The organism is Pantoea osteomyelitidis (assembly GCF_044342975.1).
Taxonomy (GTDB): domain Bacteria; phylum Pseudomonadota; class Gammaproteobacteria; order Enterobacterales; family Enterobacteriaceae; genus Pantoea; species Pantoea osteomyelitidis.
In genome coordinates this window covers 1692212-1711537 of the sequence record NZ_JBGFSN010000004.1, presented here as the reverse complement: position 1 = coordinate 1711537, position 19326 = coordinate 1692212, and the positions used below count along the sequence as shown (strand labels likewise).

Here is a 19326-nt window from a genome sequence, read left to right as displayed (position 1 = left end):
TATTGCTATCATTACGTATCGCATTAAACTGCAGGCTGTTTTGTTAACACCCGGAATTTTCCATGACGTTGCTTAACGTTGTTTTCCGCCAGTACCGCTGGCCGTTTCTTAGCGTAATTTTTTTAACGCTGCTCAGCGCGGCGCTGGGCATTGGCATCATTGCCTTCATCAACCGTGAACTGATCGTTGCGGTGAATACTTCATTCGCCGTGCTGCCGGAATTTTTGCTGCAGCTGTTTTTGCTGATGGCGGTGACGCTGGGTTCGCAGCTGGCGCTGACGCTGCTGGGTCATCATTTTGTCTGGCGGCTGCGCGGTGAGTTTATCAAGCGCATCATGGATACCCATATCGAGCGCATTGAGCAGGTTGGCAGCGCTCAGCTGTTGGCCGGACTCACCAGCGACATTCGCGCCATTACCATCGCCTTTGTGCGTCTGCCGGAACTGATCCAGGGGATTATTATCACCCTCGGCTCGGCCGCTTATCTCGCCTGGCTGTCGCCGAAAATGCTGCTGATCACCGCGCTCTGGATCGCAGTGACGCTGATCGGCGGCTGGCTGCTGGTGTCGCGTGTTTATCAGCACATGGCGAAACTGCGCGAAGTGGAAGATAACCTTTATCGCGATTACCAGACAATTATCGAAGGGCGCAAAGAGCTGCAGCTCAATCGTGAGCGCGCCCAGCTGATTTACGACACCGTTTATCAGGAAGATGCCAGCAGCTATCGTCATCACATCGTGCGCGCCGATACCTTTCACCTGAGCGCGGTGAACTGGTCCAATATCATGATGCTCGGGGCGATCGGCATGGTGTTTTTTATGGCTAATAACCTCGGCTGGGCCAATACCGCCGTGGCGGCCACTTACTCCCTGACGCTGCTGTTTCTGCGTACGCCGCTGCTGGCGGCGGTCGGCGCGCTGCCCACTCTGCTGAGCGCGCAGGTCGCCTTTCGCAAGCTGAACGCTTTTCATCTGGCGGAATACCAGCCAGAGTTCAGCTCGCTGCCGCCGGTGAAGCCCTGGCAAACCCTGGAGCTGCGCGATGTCACGTTTCATTATGGCGAGCACGGCTTTACCGTGGGACCGATCAACCTTACGCTGCGCCGGGGCGAACTGGTGTTCCTGATTGGCGGCAACGGCAGCGGGAAGTCGACGCTGGCGATGCTGCTGACCGGTCTTTACCAGCCGCAGTCCGGCACGCTGCTGCTCGATGGCGAACCGCTCGACTGGCAGCATCTCGATGCTTACCGCAAACATTTCTCCGCCGTGTTCACCGACGTGCACCTGTTCGATCGTCTGATCGGGCGTCAAGGCCAGCCCGCTAACCCTGCGCTGGTTCAGCAGTGGCTGGATCGGCTGAAAATGCAGGATAAGCTGAAGCTGGAAGGGAATCGCGTGCTCAATCTGCAATTGTCGAAAGGGCAGAGCAAGCGCCTGGCGCTGCTGCTGGCGGCGGCGGAAGAGCGCGACATCCTGCTGCTGGATGAGTGGGCTGCCGATCAGGATCCCCATTTCCGCCGCGTGTTTTATCGCGAAATCCTGCCCTGGCTGCAGGAAACGGGTAAAACCGTGTTCGCCATCAGCCATGACGATCACTACTTTATCCATGCTGATCGGCTGCTGGAGATGCGCGACGGACAGCTCAGCGAGCTGACCGGCACCGAACGCGAAATGGCGACGCTGGACGCGGTCAAACGTACCGAAAGCGCTTATTGACGCCAGTTGGCAAAGCTTAGCGAAAAGCGTTATTGGTCAGGTTTCGGCGGACGCGCTACCTTTAGTCACGGCAGAAACGCAGTTTCTGCCTCCCTGGAATGATTCTTTCGTCTTGTGTTATTACCGGCTCAGGTTACTTTTTGAGCCGGTTTTTTATTGCCGTTAACTTGATGAGTGACCAGCGTCAGCACCTGATCCTGCTTGTAGTGAAAGCGGGCCTCCAGCAGCGTTCCCACGGGAAACGCGTCGCTGAAGCGATGCGTTAAGGATAGCCACGCCCGCTGGCTGAGAAGATCCACCTCAACCAGCGCCGCCTGCTGAAAATCCATTGGCTGGTGCAGCACCGGCCAGAGCGCTTTATAAAGACTCTCTTTGAGCGAAAAGAGCAGGGTGGCGGCGTCGGCAAAGCAGAGCGGCAGCGCCAGCAGACGCTGCTTTTCAGCACGCGTCATTAAAATATCTGCCGTCTCCCCTGCGGTTTCCGCCTTCATGATCCGCTCGACATCAATACCGAGGCAGAGCGGCTGCGGCGTTGCCGCCAGCACCGCAATGCCGTCGCTGTGGGAAAGCGAGGCGGCGATGCCGTCAGGCCAGCAAGGGGAACGATCCGGAGCGTTGTTGAGAATAAACTGATGATGGCCGAGACGCTGCATCACCTCACGGGCAAGAAGCCGACTGGCGAGATACTCAGCGCGACGCTTCTTCACCGCCTGGCCCAGGCGCGCAGGAAAGGGCAGCGCCAGCGTTTCGCTGAGCGCATCATCAAAACGTCGAAGATCGAAACGACAGCAGCCAATCAGCGGGTCGCTGACGCCCATTTCCAGAGCGGTGATAAACCCGTCTGTGGCTGGAGTGGGAACGGAATCAAATTCAAACACATGCACGGCTTTGGTCAGGGGAAAAAAGCATTTAACCAGTCGGCATGCGCAAGGGCAAGTTTAGTGGGCTATCCCTGCCCAATCGCTCAGTCGTTAGGCGGAATCGCAAAGCCTTTTTGCGACACAATAAAGTGCCGGTGGCCCTTGCTGATTTTTGCACCGCGATCGCACCAGTGCGTGGCGAGATGAAAGAAATCATCGCTGCCGATGTTGTAGGCCAGTTCAACTTTGCTGATACCTGAATGAAGCAGATCCTCGGCATCCTTCAGATTTTTCGCTTTGGTAACCATAAAGGTTTTCCATCATGAAACGGGAAGCATCAGATTAAGTTAATTCTGTGACAAATTTGTTGCAGTTTAATGAAGGTTAGCGTTGCGATGCAAAAAGTGTGATGGAAAGTCGCTGTGGCTGCACAAAGTAAGCTGTTGTTATAGCAAATATTATCAGAGTGATGTCGGAGGCGGTATACAGGTAACAGAAAGGTCGCCGTAGCGACCTCTCTTTTTTCACTATTTCTTGTCTGGTCCAGGCTTTTTATCGCCTGATTCCGGTGCTTCATTCGGATCGTCTTTTTCCACTTGATACACTGATGTCTCCTCTTGTTGCCCGTTAACAGTAAAAAGTATAGACCATGCTGCTGATTTTGCGGCCAGTGGTTGTCATTAGCGCAGCGCGCCTGAGGTTTCAACCGGCATTTCGCAAGGCTCAAGCAAAATAGGAATGCTTTTATAAGCAGGGATCCCGCTTTGCGTGTCATGACTGTCAAGCGGCACCATCACATTGGCTTCCGGATAGTAGGCGGCGACCGATCCCGGTGCCATGTCATAAATCACCAAAGTGAGATTATCTAACCGGCGCGAAGTGGCCTGCCCTTGGGGATCAAGCGCAACCATGTTGACCTTATCGCCTGAGCGCAGCTGACGCTTCTCCGCCTCATCAGCATTGATAAACAGCACATCGCGCCGTCCGGTCACGCCGCGATAGCGGTCATTTAAGCCATACAACGTGGTGTTGTACTGGTCATGGCTGCGCAAGGTGGTCAGCACCAGATCGTGACACTTCAGCGAGCGGGGATCTTCATTGATGCCCTCCATTACCATAAACTGCGCCTTGCCGCCCGGCGTCAGCCAGACGCGTTCAGAGGCGGCGTTATACAGACGAAAGCCGCCTGGGTTCTGGATACGCTCATTGAAATTTTTAAAGGCGGGGAACACGGCTTCGATGGCGTCACGAATAAAGCTGTAATCGCCGATCATCTTATCCCATTCCACCTTACTGTTCGGCAGGGTCGCTTTTGCCAGACCGGCCACCAGCGCAGGCTCCGATTTTAACCAGTTTGAGGCGGGCTTCAGCATGCCGCGTGAGGCATGCACCATCGACATCGAATCCTCAACGGTTACGCTCTGCTCGCCAGAGGCTTGCCGATCCGTTTCGGTGCGCCCCAGCACCGGCAGCAGATAGTTATGCTTGCCCAGCAGCAGGTGAGAACGGTTGAGCTTGGTCGCCATATGCACCACCAGATCAAGCTTGCGCATCGCTTCAAAAGTGACCTGCGGATCGGAGATCGCTTCCGCCAGGTTGCCGCCGAGGCAAAGCAGCGCTTTCGAGTGGCCGTCGCGTATTGCCTGGATGGCGGCAACCGCGCCATGCCCATGTTTGCGCGGCGGCTTAAAGCCGAACACTTTCTCAATGCTATCCAGCAGGGTATCAGAAGGGATTTCCGTAATACCTACGGTGCGATCGCCCTGCACGTTTGAGTGGCCGCGCAACGGGCAAATACCGGCTCCGCGTTTGCCGATGTTGCCGCGCATCAACAGCAGATTCGCGATCTGCTGAACGTTTTGCGTCCCGTATTGATGCTGGGTAATGCCCATGCCGTAACAGATAATGGTTCTTTCCGAGGAGGCGTAAAGGCGGGCAATGTTCTGGATCTCTTCATACTCCATGCCGGACACCTTGAAAATATGCTCCCAGCTGGTCGCCTCCAGATCCGCCTTCAGCGCCGCGAAGCCCTCGGTGTGCTCATGGATAAAGGCTTCATCCAGCACCGGCGCTTCGCCCGCCTCCAGCGCCTTGTCATGCAGCGTCAGCAGAACCTTCATCACCCCTTTCAGCATCGCGGCGTCGCCGCCGACGCGCACCTTGTAATAGGTCGAGGCCAGTTCGGTAGAGCTGAGGGACAGCATCTCAATCGGGCTTTGCGGCGAGGTGAAGCGCTCCAGGCCACGCTCGCGCAGCGGATTGATCGCCACAATGGTTGCGCCGCGCTTCGAGACTTCACGCAGCGTACCCAGCATCCGCGGATGGTTGGTGCCAGGGTTATGGCCGATACAGAGCACCAGATCGCAGTGGTCGAAATCCTCCAGCTCAACGGTGCCTTTGCCGACGCCGATCGAGACCGGCAAACCGACGCTGGTAGGCTCGTGGCACATATTGGAGCAGTCAGGAAAATTGTTGGTACCATACTCGCGGGCGAAGAGCTGCCACAGGAAAGCGGCCTCGTTGGAGGCTCTGCCGGAGGTATAGAACTCCACGCTGTCGGGATCATCATAGCTACGCAGTTTTTCACCAATCTCGCGAAAGGCGGTTTCCCATTCGATGGGTTGATAAGTGTCGGTTGCCGCATCGTACTTCATCGGATGCGTCAGCCGACCTTCACCCTCCAGCTCAAACGCGTTGCGCTGCCAGAGTTCGCTGACGGTATGCGCGGCAAAGAATTCTGGTGTGGTGCGCTTGCTGGTCGCTTCCCACGACACCGCTTTCGCGCCGTTTTCACAAAACTCAAAGGAAGAGGCGTGCTGCGGATCGGGCCATGCGCAGCCAGGACAGTCGAATCCCTGCGGCTGGTTGACTTTAAACAGAGCAATCACATCCTGCTTCACGGACATCTGACCACGTATTGCATCAGCCACCGCCTTCAACGCACCCCAGCCGCCCGCTGAACCGCCATAGGGGGCAATGCCAATGTTTTTATTCTGATGTTTCATACGTCTCCACAACATGTTTAAGGCACAGTCCTAAAAGCGTAGGCCAGCCTGACGAGAGGGAGAGCGGGAGATATGAAAAAAAATGCGTTTTTTTGTGCTCAGAATGTTACCGCGCTGCATATAATTTTGCGCCTGCTCCGGCTGAAAAATGTGCCTGTGCGGATAGCGTTCTGTTGTTTGTCTCGCACGGCGTGCCTGATTGAATATCAGAGAGGAAATTTCAGCGATATTCCAGTGGACACCAGGAGATAACACAATGATGAATATAGGTGCAGCCTTCGCCCCTGAGATATTTATCGCAGCCGCAATATTTTTTCAGGTTTTCCCATGCTTCTCGGGTATAAATATCCGACTTCAGGACTTTAATGATATGAATTTTACCTGTGCCTTTTACCCAGACCTTACCGCTGCGATAAATCACATCTTTTCCCGGACAAATATGCCGGTTATAAGCATGCCAGACGATAAGCTGATTGTTTCTGGCTGTGCTTAACCGGGAGAAGGAGGTGCCTGTCTCCGGGCTGATTACGGTATCCAACAAAATCCATCTCATGCTGATCTCCTTGTGCTCGAGTGTTTCGCTTTTCTGTTTGTGTCAGTTAGCATGAGTTTAATCAACATAATTTCTTATCGCTGTGCTTTGCCTGTTATTTATTTTCGCTTCTTACTCAATTTTAGTCAGGTTTGATGCGAAGGGGTAGGATAAGACTCTTTTTGGTTAAAAATCACTAGTGATATTAGGGATGTCTGTGTAGTACAATCCTCTATCGTTAGCAGAGCGCAGCATCAGCCGATTCGTATAAATAATAAAACCAGGTATGAAAATTAATTCATGATCTTTATCTGGCCTGTGGTAGGGGTCAATTTCATTAATAATAAGTAATGTTAAAATTTTTCTTTAAATAATAACTAACTAACGAGTGGTGTTCTTTGTAAGAAATTACTTAGAAGAGTTCAGAGGGTTTTGGTTTTTATTTGATGCATGATTTGTGATTAATATCACAGCTCTCTCGGTTATATAATGTATAAATAAATTTTGCGCGTGTCGATGAATATTCCACTTGTAGTGGTATATTTTATATTATTAAGGAATTCAGTCATGAATGTAATGGATGAAATTAATCTAATTAATGTCAGTGGTGCAGGAGCCAATGGACGCGATGTTGGCAATGGATCTGGCGGGATTAACAAAGGAAAAGGTGGGGCTTATGGCGGTGTTAATTCATGTGGCGCGGGCATACTCGGAGGCCTTGTAGCAGGAAGTCTTGGTGGACCAGCAGGTATGGCGGTAGGTGTTGTTGGCGGAATGATTGCCGGTCAATGCAATTCCGATAGCTTTAGTAAAGGAGGTAATAGTGGTGGAAATAAGACATCAAGTGACTTCGGCGGACAATGTACTTGGTAAAAGGCATATTCTATTACCACTTTTCCAGGATAACTGATGAAAGCCTTTTTTTACTATGTAACTTACTTAGCATTATTTATTGTGGCCTTTACATTATTGCGAAGCGCTTTAGTTATGGACTTTGCTTGCGCGTCAAGGAGGGAATTAATTTCTAAATTTATCACTATGCTCATCGTACTCATCGCCGTAACCCGTTGGGGCGTTCGGGCTTACTCCCGGCTTACCGGCTATAAAAAGTAATGATTTACCGGTGGCAGGCATAGCCGGGAACGTTCAGCCTGTTAAATTTGGCTCAAATAAAAAAGCAGCCATAACAGGCTGCTTTTAAAGGGAATTTTGGTCGGCACGAGAGGATTTGAACCTCCGACCCCTGACACCCCATGACAGTGCGCTACCAGGCTGCGCTACGTGCCGAACGTGGAGGGATATACTACTGATTATTCGTCAGATTGCAAGATGCTAACCGTCTAACTGCCTTATTATTAATCAGTTAGCGATAAATCGCTTCTCTTCCGTAAGCACCTGCAGCAGCAGCGCCAGCTGCGGCTTATGATCTTTCAACGGCTTACCGGCAACATCATACGCTTTGTAGTTGCCGCTATTACCCAGCACCAGCGTGATTTGCGGTGTGGTCACCACTAATTTATTGCCCTCGCTGCTGACCACCCAGTTATGACGGCGCTGAGCGGCAAACAGATCTTCGCCCTGCGAATAGTTAACGGGATTGGTACGCACATGCAGCAAGCGCTGCATCAGCGTCACCATCACATCCTGATGATCCGTCAGGCGATCCACCCGCTGCGCAGGCGTGTTTGGCCAGTGCACCACCAGCGGCACCTGCAGCGCCGTGCGGCTGCCCGCGTTGTCGCTGCTTTCGTCCAGCGTCACGCCGCGCTGAGCCGTAATCACCACCACCGTACTTTTCAATAAATCACGCTGCTGCAACGTTGTCAGCACGTTGCGAATCTGTTCATCAAGAGAGGCGGCCTGGCGCAAATAGCTGCGCTGACGCGTTTTAACACTCTCACCGCTGACGTTAACACCGCTGAACGCCACCCAGGAGAACCAGGGCGCGGTAACCGCTTTCCGTCCGTTGAGCCAGTTTTGCCACTGAGTAAAGGTTTCAGCGTTCGACTGCTTGCCGGTTACAGGCAGGGTGTAATCCGCCAGCAGCGCCTGACGGTAAAGAGGTTGATTGAATCCTTCAGAGGAGAAGAGACCAAACTGGTAACCCTGAGCGTTTAATGCGCTGAGCAAGGTTGAAGGCATACGCGCAGCCAGCACGCCATTCATATAGCTGGACGAGATGCCGTAAAACAGGCCGAACAGCCCGCTTTCCGGCGTGGTGCCGGCGCTGTAGTGCTGAGTAAAGCGTACGTTATCCGCTGCAAACTGCGACAGCGAAGGCAGCGCTTTCTCCTCGCTGGCGTTGTTCAATCCATCCACCGTGATAACCAGCAGGTTATGCCGCGTACCGGCATCGCGAAAGGTAATATCGCTCAGCGGATACTGCACCGAAACCGCTTCCGGATCGCCTTGCTGCACCAGACGGCGCTGATACTCCTGCGCATCCAGCAGACCGTGCTTCTCCAGAAAGCGGCGCGCCGTCATCGGGTAGGAGAGCGGCAGATTGGCGCGCTGCATGGTAATGGGACGATAAAAATTCGCGTCCGCCCAGATGTACATCAGATGGCTGGCGAAGAAAGCGATGATAAACAGCGTCGCCAGCGGCTTGCCGAAACTTCGGCGATTCAGGCTGCGTAACTTCTGCCAGCTCCAGGTCGCCACCAGCATCTCAACCAGGAAAATCACCGGCACGCTGATAAACATCAGCTGCCAGTCGCGCGCCATTTCGCTCTGGTCCGGGTTGATCACCAACTCCCAAACCATGGGGTTAAGATGCAGGTGAAAACGGTTGAAAACAGCGCTGTCCACCATCACCAGCGTCAGGCCGACGGTGGCGAGAATGGCTGAAAACACGCGTAGCAGTCGCTGCGACATCGCCACAAAGGTCAGGGGAAAAATTACCAGCAGATAGGCGGCGAAAACAATAAAGCTGAAATGGCCGATCCAACTGCTGTATGCATAAAGGCGACCGGCCAGCGAAGTGGGCCAGTCAGCCACCAGCAGGTAGCGGCTGCCTAAAATCAAGGCAAAGAAGATATTGAACAGGGCAAACCAATGTCCCCAGCTGATCATCTGGGAGACTTTTTCACGGTAGCGCTGCCGGTTGGTTACCATATTATGAGGTCAGATCACTAAATTAATGGGCATTGTCTTCGCGTACCGAAGCCTGCAACGCCTCAGCGAAAGAACGGGCCAGTGTGCGGCGCTGAGCAGGGGCAACGCTGCTGTTAATCAAATTGGTCACCATGTTTCCCAGTACCATCAGGGAAAGATCGGTGGGCGCCTGATCCTTTTCCAGAATCCGGGCCATTTCCGCGAGGAGTTTTTCCACGCGTTCGTCACTGTAACGGGATGATTGAGGCATATCGTCAACTAATCAAGTTTCAAAAGACGATATATTACCGTAACAACGCGCTTTTTTCTGCACTTTTATCGTAAGCGTACGGCGCAAAATGCGCATGGAGTTGAAAGCGGCTGCGGGCGGTGTTTGAATACGCGCCTGAGCCTAAAGGAGAGTCTACCATGAGTCTGGATATCGACCAGATTGCCCTGCATCAGTTAATCAAACGCGATGAAAACAATCTTGAGCTGGTGCTGCGCGACTCGCTGCTGCCAGCCAATGCCACCGTCGAGGCGATGGTGGAGGAGTTGCACCGCGTCTACAGCGCGAAAAGCAAAGCCTACGGCCTGTTCAATGCGGAGAGCGAACTGGCGGACGCGCTGCGCAACTGCCGCAAAGGGGAGGATGATTTTCTCGCCTTCAGCCGCGCGGCGACCGGTCGCCTGCGCGATGAGCTGGCGAAATATCCCTTTGCCGAAGGCGGCGTGGTGCTGTTTGTTCACTATCGTTATCTGGCGGTAGAGTATCTGCTGGTGGCGGTGCTCAGCAGCCAGTCGAGCATGCGTGTTAACGAAGAGCTGGATATCAGCAGCACCCACTATCTGGATATCAATCATGCCGATATCGTGGCGCGCATCGATCTGACCGAATGGGAAACCAATCCGGAATCCACGCGCTATCTCACCTTCCTGCGCGGACGGGTAGGGCGCAAGGTGGCGGATTTCTTTATGGATTTCCTCGGTGCCAGCGTGGGGCTCGACACCAAAGCGCAAAACCGCGGCCTGCTGCAAGCGGTGGATGACTACTGCAGCGAGTCGAATCTCGATAAAAACGAGCGCCAGAATTATCGCCAGCAGGTCTACAGCTACTGCAACGAGCAGCTGCAGTCGGGTGAAGAAATTGCGCTGGAAGATTTGTCGAAAGAGCTGCCGCCGCTGGGGGAGAAAAGCTTCCAGTCTTTCACTCAGGAGCAGGGCTACGAGCTGGAGGAACACTTTCCGGCGGATCGTGGCACCTTGCGTCAGCTGACAAAATTTACCGGCAGCGGCGGGGGACTGACGCTCAATTTCGATGCCATGCTGCTGGGCGAACGCATCTTTTGGGATGCCGCGACCGATACGCTGACCATCAAAGGCACGCCGCCCAACCTGCGCGATCAGTTACAGCGTCGCACCGGCGGCGGAAGCTGAATCGCGCCCATAAAAAAACGCCGCAGATGCGGCGTTTTTTTTCAACCCGTTACGCGATTAAGCGCGAACGAAGTCGATGTGGTGCAGTTTCGGCTTGAACGGGTGACGCTGTACAGCCTGCACTTTTACTTTGGTTTCTTTACCGTCGACAACCAGAGTCAGCACGTCGGTGTAGAACTCAGGCTTAACCTGCATGTTCATCACAGAGTCGTGATCCAGTTCGATGGCAACAGCGGCTTCTGAACCACCATAGATGATGGCCGGGAATTTGTTCGCTGTGCGCAGGCGGCGGCTCGCACCCTTACCCTGCTCTTTACGTTCTACTGCATTGATAGTGAACATCGTAATGTCTCTTTTATGACGTCTGTTACAGGCGACCCAGCAACAGACAGGTTATTCAACAAGGCTTTTGCGAAGGCAAAAGCGGGCGGCATTATAGCGACATTGCCTTGCACGTACAAATAATTCCGCCGTTTAACGCAGCTCGTTGGCGCGGCGAAAGCGTCCCTGATAGTCGAAAAGCTTCTCGCGTACCTGCCAGAACTGGCCTTTGGCGCGCGCCACCACGAAATCGGGATGGCGCAGCAGCGGCTGCAGGGCAATGATATCCGCCGCGCACTGCCAGCCGAGCGGCACGCCGGGCGCGCGCTGATGCGGGCGCATAAAAAGCTGCTCGAAGGCTTTGCGCTGGGCCGGGGTCTGTAGCCGGAAGCGCTCGCTGACGCTGGTGCCGTCCTCATCGAAATAGGTTGCCTTCAGCCATTCCCCTTTTTCGTCGCGCCCCTGCGCCAGCTCCATGCCGCCGCAGCGCAGCACCAGCGCATCTTTCAGCTTCAGCGCCGCTTTCAGCATATCGTCGGGGTCGACCAGTATTTTGTCGCACTGGTGGCAGCGCCGGGCGGCGATATCGTTCTCTGCGCCGCAGTCGGGACAGCTTTTAAAACGAAAGCGAAAATCGCACTGGCTGCGCTCGCCTTCATCATTTTCCAGCACGCCCTGACAGCGGCGGCCAAAATGTTCAATCACCATGCCGTCAGCGGTGGCTTTGCCCCAGAAGGTGTTGGCGAAACCGCAGGCGGGGCAGAACACCTGCACCGGCTGGTTGTCGCTCGCCCCTTTTGGCGCACCCACTTCCGGGGTAAAGATATCGTGCGGGTTGCCGGCGTAATCGAGGATCAAACAGTGGGTTTTTCCCGGCGCCAGACGCAGGCCGCGTCCGACGATCTGCTGATAAAGGCTGACCGACTCGGTGGGGCGCAGAATCGCGATCAGATCCACATGGGGCGCATCGAACCCGGTGGTCAGCACCGCGACGTTCACCAGAAACTTCAGCTGCTGCGCCTTAAATTCCGCAATCAGCCGGTCACGATCTTTGGCCGCCGTTTCGGCGGAGACCAGCGCGCTCTGCGCGGGCAGCAGCGACAAAATTTCGCGCGCGTGCTCTACGGTAGAGGCGAAAATCATCACGCCCCGGCGCTCTTCGGCGAACTCCACAATCTGGCGGATAATTTGCGGCGTGACGCGTTGCTGCTGTTTCAGCTCGCGATTCAGATCCGCTTCGCTGAACAGGCCGCTGGCCTGAGCAGTGAGACGGCTGAAATCATACTGCACGATCGGCATATCAAGCCGCTCAGGCGGCACCAGAAAGCCATGCTTGATCATGTAGCGCAGCGGCAGCTCATAGATACAGTCGCGAAACAGCGCGTTTTCGTCGCCGCGCACCATGCCGTGATAATGAAAACGGTAAATCCAGCCTTTGCCGAGCCGAAAAGGGGTAGCGGTCAGGCCGAGCAGGCGCAGCTGCGGATTGTGCTGGCGCAGATGATTAAAAATCTGCTGGTACTGACTCGCCTGATCGTCGCCGATACGGTGACATTCATCAACGATCACCAGCGAAAAGGCGCTGTCGAACAGCGCCAGATTGCGCGCTACCGACTGCACGCTGCCGAACACCACCTTGCGCTGGCTCTCTTTGCGTTGCAGGCCCGCGGCGAAAATGTCCGCTTCCAGACCATACGCCTGATATTTGGCATGGTTCTGCGCCACCAGCTCTTTGACATGCGCCAGCACCAGCACCCGACCGCGCGCCAGCCGCGCCAGTTCGGCGATCACCAGACTTTTACCGGCGCCGGTCGGCAGCACAATAACGGCAGGTTCAGCGTGACGGCGGAAATGCGCGATAGTGGCATCCACCGCTTCCTGTTGATAGGGACGCAGGGTAAACGACATGGATCTCTACTTTTCTGTAAACCAGCCTCCATTATGCCATGAAAGCGCGGCAACCGCAGGATCGGCACTGTTAGCGCTGCTGACTTCAGGCTATACTGCGCGCACTTTTTTAACGGTTAAAAACACCGTTTTAGTTTCCCTTCGTAGCAACAGGCAAAGCGAATTAATGCGACTCGACAAATTCTTATCTCAGCAACTGGAAATCAGCCGTGCCATTGCCGCACGCGAACTGCGCGCAAAAAAAGTCACGGTAAACGGTGAAGTGGTACGCGAAGGCTCTTTTAAACTTCTGCCGGAGCATGAGGTGGAATATGAAGGGAATCTGCTGCAAATGCAGAGCGGGCCGCGCTACTTTATGCTGAACAAGCCGCAGGGCTATGTCTGTTCCACCGACGATCCCGATCATCCCACCATCCTCTATTTTATCGAAGAGCCGATGGCATGGAAGCTGCACGCGGCAGGGCGGCTGGATATCGATACCACCGGCCTGGTGCTGATGACCGATGATGGTCAGTGGTCGCACCGTATCACTTCGCCGCGTCACCACTGCGACAAAACCTACCGCGTCACGCTGGAATCGCCGATCGCGGATGACGTGGCGGCGCAATTTACCGCTGGCATACAGCTGCACGGCGAAAAAAACCTGACCAAACCGGCAGTGCTGGAGATCGTTACGCCTCATGAGGTGCTGCTCACCATCAGCGAAGGGCGCTATCACCAGGTGAAGCGGATGTTTGCCGCAGCGGGCAATCATGTGGTGGCGCTGCATCGCGAGGCGATTGGCAGCATCGCGCTGGACGCCGAGCTGGCACCAGGCGAATACCGTCCGCTGACGGACGAGGAAATCGCCAGCATTGGTTTGCCCGATGAGATAAAACAACTTAAATAAGCAGGAGCAGAGAGCGGTGCGCAAGGAAAAAAATTCTTCCACAGGATTGGTGATTATTCTCGGCCTACTGGCCATGTTGATGCCGCTTTCCATCGACATGTATCTGCCGGCGCTGCCGCAGATCGCCAGGGAATTCGCCGTGTCGGCGGGCAGCGTTCAGATGACGCTCAACCTTTATATTCTGGGATTTGCCCTCGGCCAGCTGATTTATGGCCCGCTGGCGGACAGCTATGGCCGGAAGCCGGTGATCCTGCTCGGCACTCTGATCTTTGCCCTGGCCGCCGCCTCCTGCGCCCTGGCGCAAACCATCGATCAGCTGATTCTGATGCGCTTCCTGCACGGTCTCTCCGCCGCCGCCGCCAGCGTGGTGATCAATGCGCTGATGCGTGACAGCTACTCCAAAGAGGAGTTTTCGCGCATGATGTCCTTTGTGATGCTGATCACCACCATTGCGCCGCTGATGGCACCTATCCTTGGCGGCTGGCTGCTGCTGCTGTGGAACTGGCACGCTATCTTCTGGGCGCTGTCGCTGGCTGCCGTGGTTACGACCGTACTGGTGGTGACGCAGATCCGTGAAACCCTGCCGCCGGAAAAACGCCAGCCTTTCCACCTGCGCACCATGCTCGGTAACTTTGTTGCGCTGTTTCGCCATCGTCGCGTCTTTAGCTACATGCTGGCGAGCGGCTTCTCCTTTGCCGGATTGTTCACCTTTCTGAACGCCGGTCCCTTTGTCTATATCGAACTCAACCATATTTCGCCGCAAAACTTCGGTTACTACTTCGGCCTGAACGTGGTGTTTCTGTTTGTGATGACGCTGATTAACAGCCGCTCGGTTCGGCGTTTCGGGCCGCTGGCGATGTTCCGCTGCGGACTGGTTATCCAGTTTTGTACCGGGCTGTGGCTGCTGACGGTAAGCGCGTTCGATTTGGGCTTTCTGCCGCTGGTGTTTGGCGTGGCGATGTTTATCGGCTGCGTGTCGATGGTCTCTTCAAACGCGATGGCGGTGGTGCTGGATGAATTCCCACACATGGCCGGCACCGCCTCTTCACTGGCGGGTACGCTGCGCTTCGGCGTCGGCGCGCTGGTGGGCGCGCTGCTGTCGCTGGTGAGTTTTAACAGCGCCTGGCCAATGGTCGGCACCATTGCGCTCTGCGCCACGCTCTCGCTATTACTTTTTTACTACGCCTCACGACCTCGCAAAAAAACCGCCTGACCCAGGGGCGAACATCTGTTCGCCCTTCAGATATTCCTTACCCTGCCCGACATCCCCTTGCTCAAACTTAATGTTTCCACTATGTGAAAATTAATTTATGAAAAAGTAACCACATTGCGTCTAAAATGATTGTTAACCGAACGTGAACGCGGTACATATAGCAATAAAATGCGAGTCCACTCGCAAATAATAATTTTACCGCTTAGCACGGTTTCAAAAATGAGAAGGCAAGCCTTGACGTCTCTTTTTTCAGGCTCCGCACAGATGCCCTTCGTCGTGAATAAAGTTATCGTCTCTGGGGGTTCTTGTTTTGAATATGCCGCAACTTTCCGTTGTGCATCGCCTGCCGCAGCGCTATCGCTGGTCTGTAGAAAACCAGGGCGCAATCGAAGCGCATAAGGCGGGTGATGTTGCTAATGAACAGGATCTTATCGCGCTGCGTCTGTTAAGTCATGACGGTCATCCGGCGTGGGAAATCCTGCGCCAGCTGCAGGAAACGCTGGCGGAAATACAGGTAGATTGCCGTATCGCCGAGTGTGAAGGGCAGCCCTGTCTGTTCATCCAGCTCAGCGATGAGAGCGCCACCAATTGCTGCCTGAAAAATCGCGGCGTGGCTATCGCGGAAAACTTTAACGGGCTGTAGCTTAGCGCGAGAGGGCCAGCAACTGCCGGGTGTAATCCTGCTGTGGGGCGGCAAACAGCGCTTCGCACGCGCCCTGTTCCACCACTTCGCCCTGACGCAGCACCACCAGTTGATGACAGAGCGCGCGCACCACCTGCAAATCGTGACTGATAAACAGGTAAGCAAGCCGGTGCTGCTGTTGCAGGCGACGCAGCAGCGTCAGGATCTGCTTCTGCACCGAGCGATCCAGCGATGAGGTCGGCTCATCCAGAATCATCAGCTCAGGTTCCAGGATCAGCGCGCGGGCAATGGCGATACGCTGGCGCTGACCGCCGGAAAACTCTGCCGGATAGCGATGCCGGCTCGCCGCCTCCAGTCCCACTTCCTCCATCACCGCGATCACTTTTTCTTCCTGCTGCGTGGCGCTAAGCAGAGGGCGGTGTACCTGCAAACCTTCGGCAATAATCTGCGCGACCGTCATGCGCGGATTCAGCGAAGAGTTGGGATCCTGAAACACTACCTGGATACGTTTACGCAGTGGCAGCATCTGCTGGCGGTTCAGCTGATGCAGCGGCTGATTGTCGAACCAGATTTCCCCTTTCGAGGCGATAAGCCGCAGCAGCGCCAGACCGGCGGTGCTTTTGCCCGATCCCGATTCGCCTACCAGGCCGAGACTCTCCCCCGGCCGCAGGCTGAAGCTCAGGGCGCGCAGCGCATGATGTTCCGCCACGGTGCGCTTTAGCAGGCCGCGACGCACCGGGAAGGCCACCGACAGGCTGTTCACCTGCAACAGCGGCGCCACCTTATCATCCACCGGCTGAGGTGTGCCCTCGGGTTCCGCCTGCAACAGCTCGCGCGTGTAAGGATGCTGTGGCGCAGTGAAGAGCGGCTGGCAGCGATTATGCTCTACCGCTTCGCCGTGACGCATCACGGTCACCTCGTCGGCCAGCTGACGCACAATATTCAGGTTATGGGTGATGAATAGCATCCCCATATTCATTTCGCGCTGTAGTTCGCGCAGCAGTTTCAGGATCTGCGCCTGCACCGTCACGTCGAGGGCGGTGGTCGGCTCATCGGCGATCAGCAGTTTTGGCTGCGTCAGGAGCGCCATGGCGATCATCACGCGCTGGCGTTCGCCGCCGGAGAGTTGATGGGGGAAATCGTTCAGGCGCGATGCGGGCTGACGGATACCCACCCGATCAAGACAGCTGAGCATTTCACCGCGCGCCGCTTCGCGCCGCATGCCGCGATGCAGCGATAAAACCTCATACAGCTGCTTTTCTACGTTATGCAACGGATTGAGCGACACCATCGGCTCCTGAAAAATCATCGCGATCTGGTTGCCGCGCACGCCGCGCAGCGTACGCTCGCTGGCGCGCAGCAGATCCTGACCGTTAAACAGGATCTCCCCGCCGGGATAAACCACCGGCGGTGAGGGCAGTAAACGCATCACCGACAGCGCGGTAATGCTCTTGCCGGATCCTGATTCACCCACCAGCGCCAGGGTTTGACCCGCCTCAATACGCAGCGAAATATCGTTGACCACCCGGCGCTGCTGCGCGCCCTGATGAAAGGCGATGGCGAGATGATTGACGGAAAGCAGCGGCTGCGTCATTCAGACTCCTTTAGCGGGATCGAAGGCGTCGCGCACCGCTTCGCCAATAAAAATCAGCAGCGACAGCAGGATCGCCAGCGCAAAAAAGCCGGAGAGGCCAAGCCAGGGCGCCTGTAAATTATTTTTGCCCTGCAACAGCAGTTCACCCAGCGAGGGGGATCCCACCGGCAGACCAAAGCCGAGAAAATCAAGCGAGGTAAGGGTAGTAATTGAACCGCACAGGATAAATGGCAGAAAGGTCAGGGTGGCTACCATGGCGTTGGGCAGCATATGGCGCAGCATAATACGCGTGTCGCTTACCCCCAGCGCCTGCGCGGCGCGGATATAGTCGAAGTTACGCGTGCGCAGAAACTCGGCGCGCACCACGCTGACCAGGCTCATCCAGCCAAACACCACCGTGACCAGCAGCAGCCACCAGAAGCCGGGCTGGATTACGCTGGAGAGCAGAATCAGCAGAAACAGCGACGGCATGCCGGACCACACCTCGATGATCCGCTGGCCGATCAGATCAGTTTTGCCGCCGAAATAGCCCTGCACCGCGCCTACCACAATTCCCGTCACGCTGGAAAACAGCGTCAGCAGCAGGCCAAACAGCAGCGAGATGCGCGTGCCGTACAGCAGGCGCGCCAGCACGTCGCCGCCGTTGGCATCGGTCCCCAGCCAGTTTTGCCGCGAGGGCGGTGAGGGAAACGGTACCTCGGTGGCAAAGTTAATGGTGCTGTCGCTGAAGCGAATCGGCGCCCAGAGCGCCCAGCCATGCTGCGCGATACGCTGTTTCAGCCAGGGATCCTGATAATCGGCAGCGGTCGCCAGCGGGCCGCCGTAGTCGCTCTCGCTGTAGTTGATCAACAGCGGCACGTACCAGCGCTGCTGATAATGCACCAGCAGCGGCTTGTCATTCGCCAGCAGTTCGGCGCAAAGCGAGAGCAGAAAGATAATCAGGAAGATCCAGAGCGACCAGTAGCCACGCCGGTTATAACGAAAGCGCTGCCAGCGCGCCTGGTTGACGGGAGATAAACGCATCAGCGGCCCTCGAAATCGATACGCGGATCGACCAGCGTATAGGTGAGATCGCTGAGGATATTCATCAGCAGGCCGATCAGTGTGAAGATATAGAGCGTGCCGAACATCACCGGATAGTCGCGCTGGATAGTGGCGTCATAGCCCAGCAGGCCCAGACCGTTCAGCGAGAACATGACTTCTATCAATACCGAGCTGGTAAAAAACATACTGATAAAGGTGGCGGGGAAACCGGCAATCACCAGCAGCATGGCGTTACGAAACACGTGATGATAAAGGATACGTCGCTCATCCAGTCCTTTGGCGCGCGCGGTGACCACATACTGTTTGCGCACCTCATCGAGAAAGGCGTTTTTCGTCAGCATCGTCAGGGTGGCGAAGCCGCCAATCACCGTAGCCAGCACCGGCAGGGTAATGTGCCAGAGATAATCCAACGCTTTGCCGTACCAGGGTAGGGTGTCGAACTGCGGCGAGGTCAGCCCGCGCAGCGGGAACCAGTCGAGATAGCTGCCGCCCGCGAACAGCACAATCAGCATGATGCCAAACAAAAACGCCGGAACAGAGTAGCCGACAATGATAAAGGTACTGCTCCAGACGTCAAAAGCGCTGCCGTTGCGCACCGCTTTTTTGATCCCCAGCGGGATAGAGACCAGATAAATAATCAACGTGCTCCACAGGCCAAGGCTTATGGAGACCGGCAAACTCTCTTTGATGAGCTGGATCACCGAGGCGCTGCGAAACAAACTGTCGCCGAAGTCGAAGCGGATATAGTTCCACAGCATCTCAACGTAGCGCTGCCAGAGCGGCTTATCGAAGCCGTAACGTCGGGTAATCTCCTTGATGACTTCGGGATCAAGCCCGCGCGCGCCGCGATACTGGCTGTCGCCGGGGTTGCCGCCATTCAGGTTGGCGCGCCCCGCTGCGGCATTGCTGCTGCCGGGGATGCCGCTGGTCTGACCGAACTGAATGTTCGCCAGCGCCTGATCCACCGGGCCGCCTGGTGCTATCTGCACGATAAAAAAATTGAGCGTGATTATCGCCCAGAGGGTAGGAATAACCAGCAGCAGCCTGCGTAGAAAATAGGCACCCAAACCAC

The 19326-nt window shown here is 55.5% G+C and carries 17 protein-coding genes and 1 tRNA gene; 6 read left to right on the top strand and 12 right to left on the bottom strand.

Going from position 1 to position 19326, the window contains the following annotated elements; all coding sequences use genetic code 11:
• Positions 1 to 62 precede the first annotated feature (62 nt).
• A complete protein-coding gene (locus ABU178_RS13095) occupies positions 63 to 1715 on the top strand; it encodes a multidrug ABC transporter permease/ATP-binding protein (RefSeq protein ID WP_397215474.1) in 1653 nt (550 codons plus the stop codon).
• A 128-nt stretch (positions 1716 to 1843) separates the two neighbouring features.
• Here the strand turns inward: ABU178_RS13095 and ABU178_RS13090 are convergent, their stop codons facing one another.
• The 4 genes from ABU178_RS13090 to ABU178_RS13075 form a co-directional block, all read right to left on the bottom strand.
• On the bottom strand, positions 1844 to 2593 hold the full coding sequence (locus ABU178_RS13090; RefSeq protein WP_397215472.1) for a 4'-phosphopantetheinyl transferase: 750 nt from the start codon (positions 2591 to 2593) through the stop codon (positions 1844 to 1846).
• Between the two features lie 86 nt (positions 2594 to 2679).
• Positions 2680 to 2883 (bottom strand): hypothetical protein, encoded by a 204-nt coding sequence (locus ABU178_RS13085; RefSeq protein WP_397215470.1) that lies wholly within the window; start codon positions 2881 to 2883, stop codon positions 2680 to 2682.
• A 372-nt stretch (positions 2884 to 3255) separates the two neighbouring features.
• Positions 3256 to 5580 (bottom strand): FdhF/YdeP family oxidoreductase, encoded by a 2325-nt coding sequence (locus ABU178_RS13080; protein WP_397215469.1) that lies wholly within the window; start codon positions 5578 to 5580, stop codon positions 3256 to 3258.
• Positions 5581 to 5800: 220 nt separating this feature from the next.
• A complete protein-coding gene (locus ABU178_RS13075; protein WP_397215467.1) occupies positions 5801 to 6133 on the bottom strand; it encodes a hypothetical protein in 333 nt (110 codons plus the stop codon).
• 546 nt (positions 6134 to 6679) lie between these two features.
• On the opposite strand from ABU178_RS13075, the gene ABU178_RS13070 reads away from it, so the two are divergent.
• A complete protein-coding gene (locus tag ABU178_RS13070) occupies positions 6680 to 6985 on the top strand; it encodes a hypothetical protein (RefSeq protein WP_397215465.1) in 306 nt (101 codons plus the stop codon).
• A gap of 337 nt (positions 6986 to 7322) precedes the next feature.
• Here ABU178_RS13070 and ABU178_RS13065 read toward each other — a convergent pair.
• The 3 genes from ABU178_RS13065 to ABU178_RS13055 form a co-directional block, all read right to left on the bottom strand.
• A tRNA-Pro gene (locus tag ABU178_RS13065) sits at positions 7323 to 7399 on the bottom strand.
• 72 nt (positions 7400 to 7471) lie between these two features.
• Positions 7472 to 9226: an LPS biosynthesis-modulating metalloenzyme YejM gene (gene yejM / locus ABU178_RS13060; protein ID WP_397215463.1), complete on the bottom strand. Its 1755-nt coding sequence runs from the start codon at positions 9224 to 9226 to the stop codon at positions 7472 to 7474.
• Positions 9227 to 9248: 22 nt separating this feature from the next.
• Positions 9249 to 9476, bottom strand: a complete 228-nt coding sequence (locus ABU178_RS13055; RefSeq protein ID WP_397215461.1) for a YejL family protein — start codon at positions 9474 to 9476, stop codon at positions 9249 to 9251.
• A gap of 158 nt (positions 9477 to 9634) precedes the next feature.
• Between ABU178_RS13055 and yejK the strand changes: the two genes are divergently transcribed.
• Positions 9635 to 10642 carry a nucleoid-associated protein YejK gene (yejK, locus tag ABU178_RS13050; protein ID WP_397215459.1) on the top strand — a complete coding sequence of 336 codons (1008 nt, stop codon included), beginning with the start codon at positions 9635 to 9637 and terminating at the stop codon, positions 10640 to 10642.
• 57 nt (positions 10643 to 10699) lie between these two features.
• On the opposite strand, the gene rplY is transcribed toward yejK, so the two are convergent.
• Together rplY and ABU178_RS13040 are read right to left on the bottom strand one after the other, a co-directional pair.
• Positions 10700 to 10984: a 50S ribosomal protein L25 gene (gene rplY, locus ABU178_RS13045; protein WP_397215457.1), complete on the bottom strand. Its 285-nt coding sequence runs from the start codon at positions 10982 to 10984 to the stop codon at positions 10700 to 10702.
• Between the two features lie 132 nt (positions 10985 to 11116).
• Positions 11117 to 12871: a DEAD/DEAH box helicase gene (locus tag ABU178_RS13040; RefSeq protein ID WP_397215455.1), complete on the bottom strand. Its 1755-nt coding sequence runs from the start codon at positions 12869 to 12871 to the stop codon at positions 11117 to 11119.
• 166 nt (positions 12872 to 13037) lie between these two features.
• Between ABU178_RS13040 and rsuA the strand changes: the two genes are divergently transcribed.
• From rsuA to ABU178_RS13025, 3 genes are all read left to right on the top strand, one after another.
• The gene (gene rsuA / locus ABU178_RS13035; protein WP_397215453.1) at positions 13038 to 13760 is read left to right on the top strand and encodes a 16S rRNA pseudouridine(516) synthase RsuA; all 723 of its coding nucleotides are present in this window, start codon (positions 13038 to 13040) and stop codon (positions 13758 to 13760) included.
• A 16-nt stretch (positions 13761 to 13776) separates the two neighbouring features.
• Entirely contained in the window at positions 13777 to 14973 is a 1197-nt protein-coding gene (locus ABU178_RS13030) for a Bcr/CflA family multidrug efflux MFS transporter (RefSeq protein WP_397215451.1), read from the top strand.
• A gap of 316 nt (positions 14974 to 15289) precedes the next feature.
• A complete protein-coding gene (locus ABU178_RS13025) occupies positions 15290 to 15616 on the top strand; it encodes a hypothetical protein (protein WP_397215802.1) in 327 nt (108 codons plus the stop codon).
• A 1-nt stretch (position 15617) separates the two neighbouring features.
• On the opposite strand, the gene yejF is transcribed toward ABU178_RS13025, so the two are convergent.
• Genes yejF through ABU178_RS13010 form a run of 3 tightly spaced genes read right to left on the bottom strand, consistent with a single transcriptional unit; the run spans position 15618 to position 19321 of the window.
• Entirely contained in the window at positions 15618 to 17210 is a 1593-nt protein-coding gene (yejF, locus tag ABU178_RS13020) for a microcin C ABC transporter ATP-binding protein YejF (RefSeq protein WP_397215450.1), read from the bottom strand.
• Entirely contained in the window at positions 17211 to 18233 is a 1023-nt protein-coding gene (locus ABU178_RS13015; RefSeq protein ID WP_397215448.1) for a microcin C ABC transporter permease, read from the bottom strand. It abuts the gene before it with no gap.
• Positions 18233 to 19321, bottom strand: coding sequence for a microcin C ABC transporter permease YejB (locus tag ABU178_RS13010; RefSeq protein ID WP_397215446.1), 1089 nt, complete (start codon positions 19319 to 19321; stop codon positions 18233 to 18235). Before ABU178_RS13010 ends, ABU178_RS13015 begins: the two co-directional genes overlap by 1 nt.
• Between the last annotated feature and the right edge of the window lie 5 nt (positions 19322 to 19326).

Bases quoted from the DNA above. Each gene is read 5' to 3' on its own strand.
- ABU178_RS13095 (WP_397215474.1), top strand. From the start codon at position 63: ATGACGTTGCTTAACGTTGTTTTCCGCCAGTACCGCTGGCCGTTTCTT.
- ABU178_RS13085 (WP_397215470.1), bottom strand. From the start codon at position 2,883: ATGGTTACCAAAGCGAAAAATCTGAAGGATGCCGAGGATCTGCTTCAT.
- ABU178_RS13080 (WP_397215469.1), bottom strand. From the start codon at position 5,580: ATGAAACATCAGAATAAAAACATTGGCATTGCCCCCTATGGCGGTTCA.
- ABU178_RS13075 (WP_397215467.1), bottom strand. From the start codon at position 6,133: ATGAGATGGATTTTGTTGGATACCGTAATCAGCCCGGAGACAGGCACC.
- ABU178_RS13070 (WP_397215465.1), top strand. From the start codon at position 6,680: ATGAATGTAATGGATGAAATTAATCTAATTAATGTCAGTGGTGCAGGA.
- yejM (WP_397215463.1), bottom strand. From the start codon at position 9,226: ATGGTAACCAACCGGCAGCGCTACCGTGAAAAAGTCTCCCAGATGATC.
- ABU178_RS13055 (WP_397215461.1), bottom strand. From the start codon at position 9,476: ATGCCTCAATCATCCCGTTACAGTGACGAACGCGTGGAAAAACTCCTC.
- yejK (WP_397215459.1), top strand. From the start codon at position 9,635: ATGAGTCTGGATATCGACCAGATTGCCCTGCATCAGTTAATCAAACGC.
- rplY (WP_397215457.1), bottom strand. From the start codon at position 10,984: ATGTTCACTATCAATGCAGTAGAACGTAAAGAGCAGGGTAAGGGTGCG.
- ABU178_RS13040 (WP_397215455.1), bottom strand. From the start codon at position 12,871: ATGTCGTTTACCCTGCGTCCCTATCAACAGGAAGCGGTGGATGCCACT.
- rsuA (WP_397215453.1), top strand. From the start codon at position 13,038: ATGCGACTCGACAAATTCTTATCTCAGCAACTGGAAATCAGCCGTGCC.
- ABU178_RS13025 (WP_397215802.1), top strand. From the start codon at position 15,290: ATGCCGCAACTTTCCGTTGTGCATCGCCTGCCGCAGCGCTATCGCTGG.
- yejF (WP_397215450.1), bottom strand. From the start codon at position 17,210: ATGACGCAGCCGCTGCTTTCCGTCAATCATCTCGCCATCGCCTTTCAT.
- ABU178_RS13015 (WP_397215448.1), bottom strand. From the start codon at position 18,233: ATGCGTTTATCTCCCGTCAACCAGGCGCGCTGGCAGCGCTTTCGTTAT.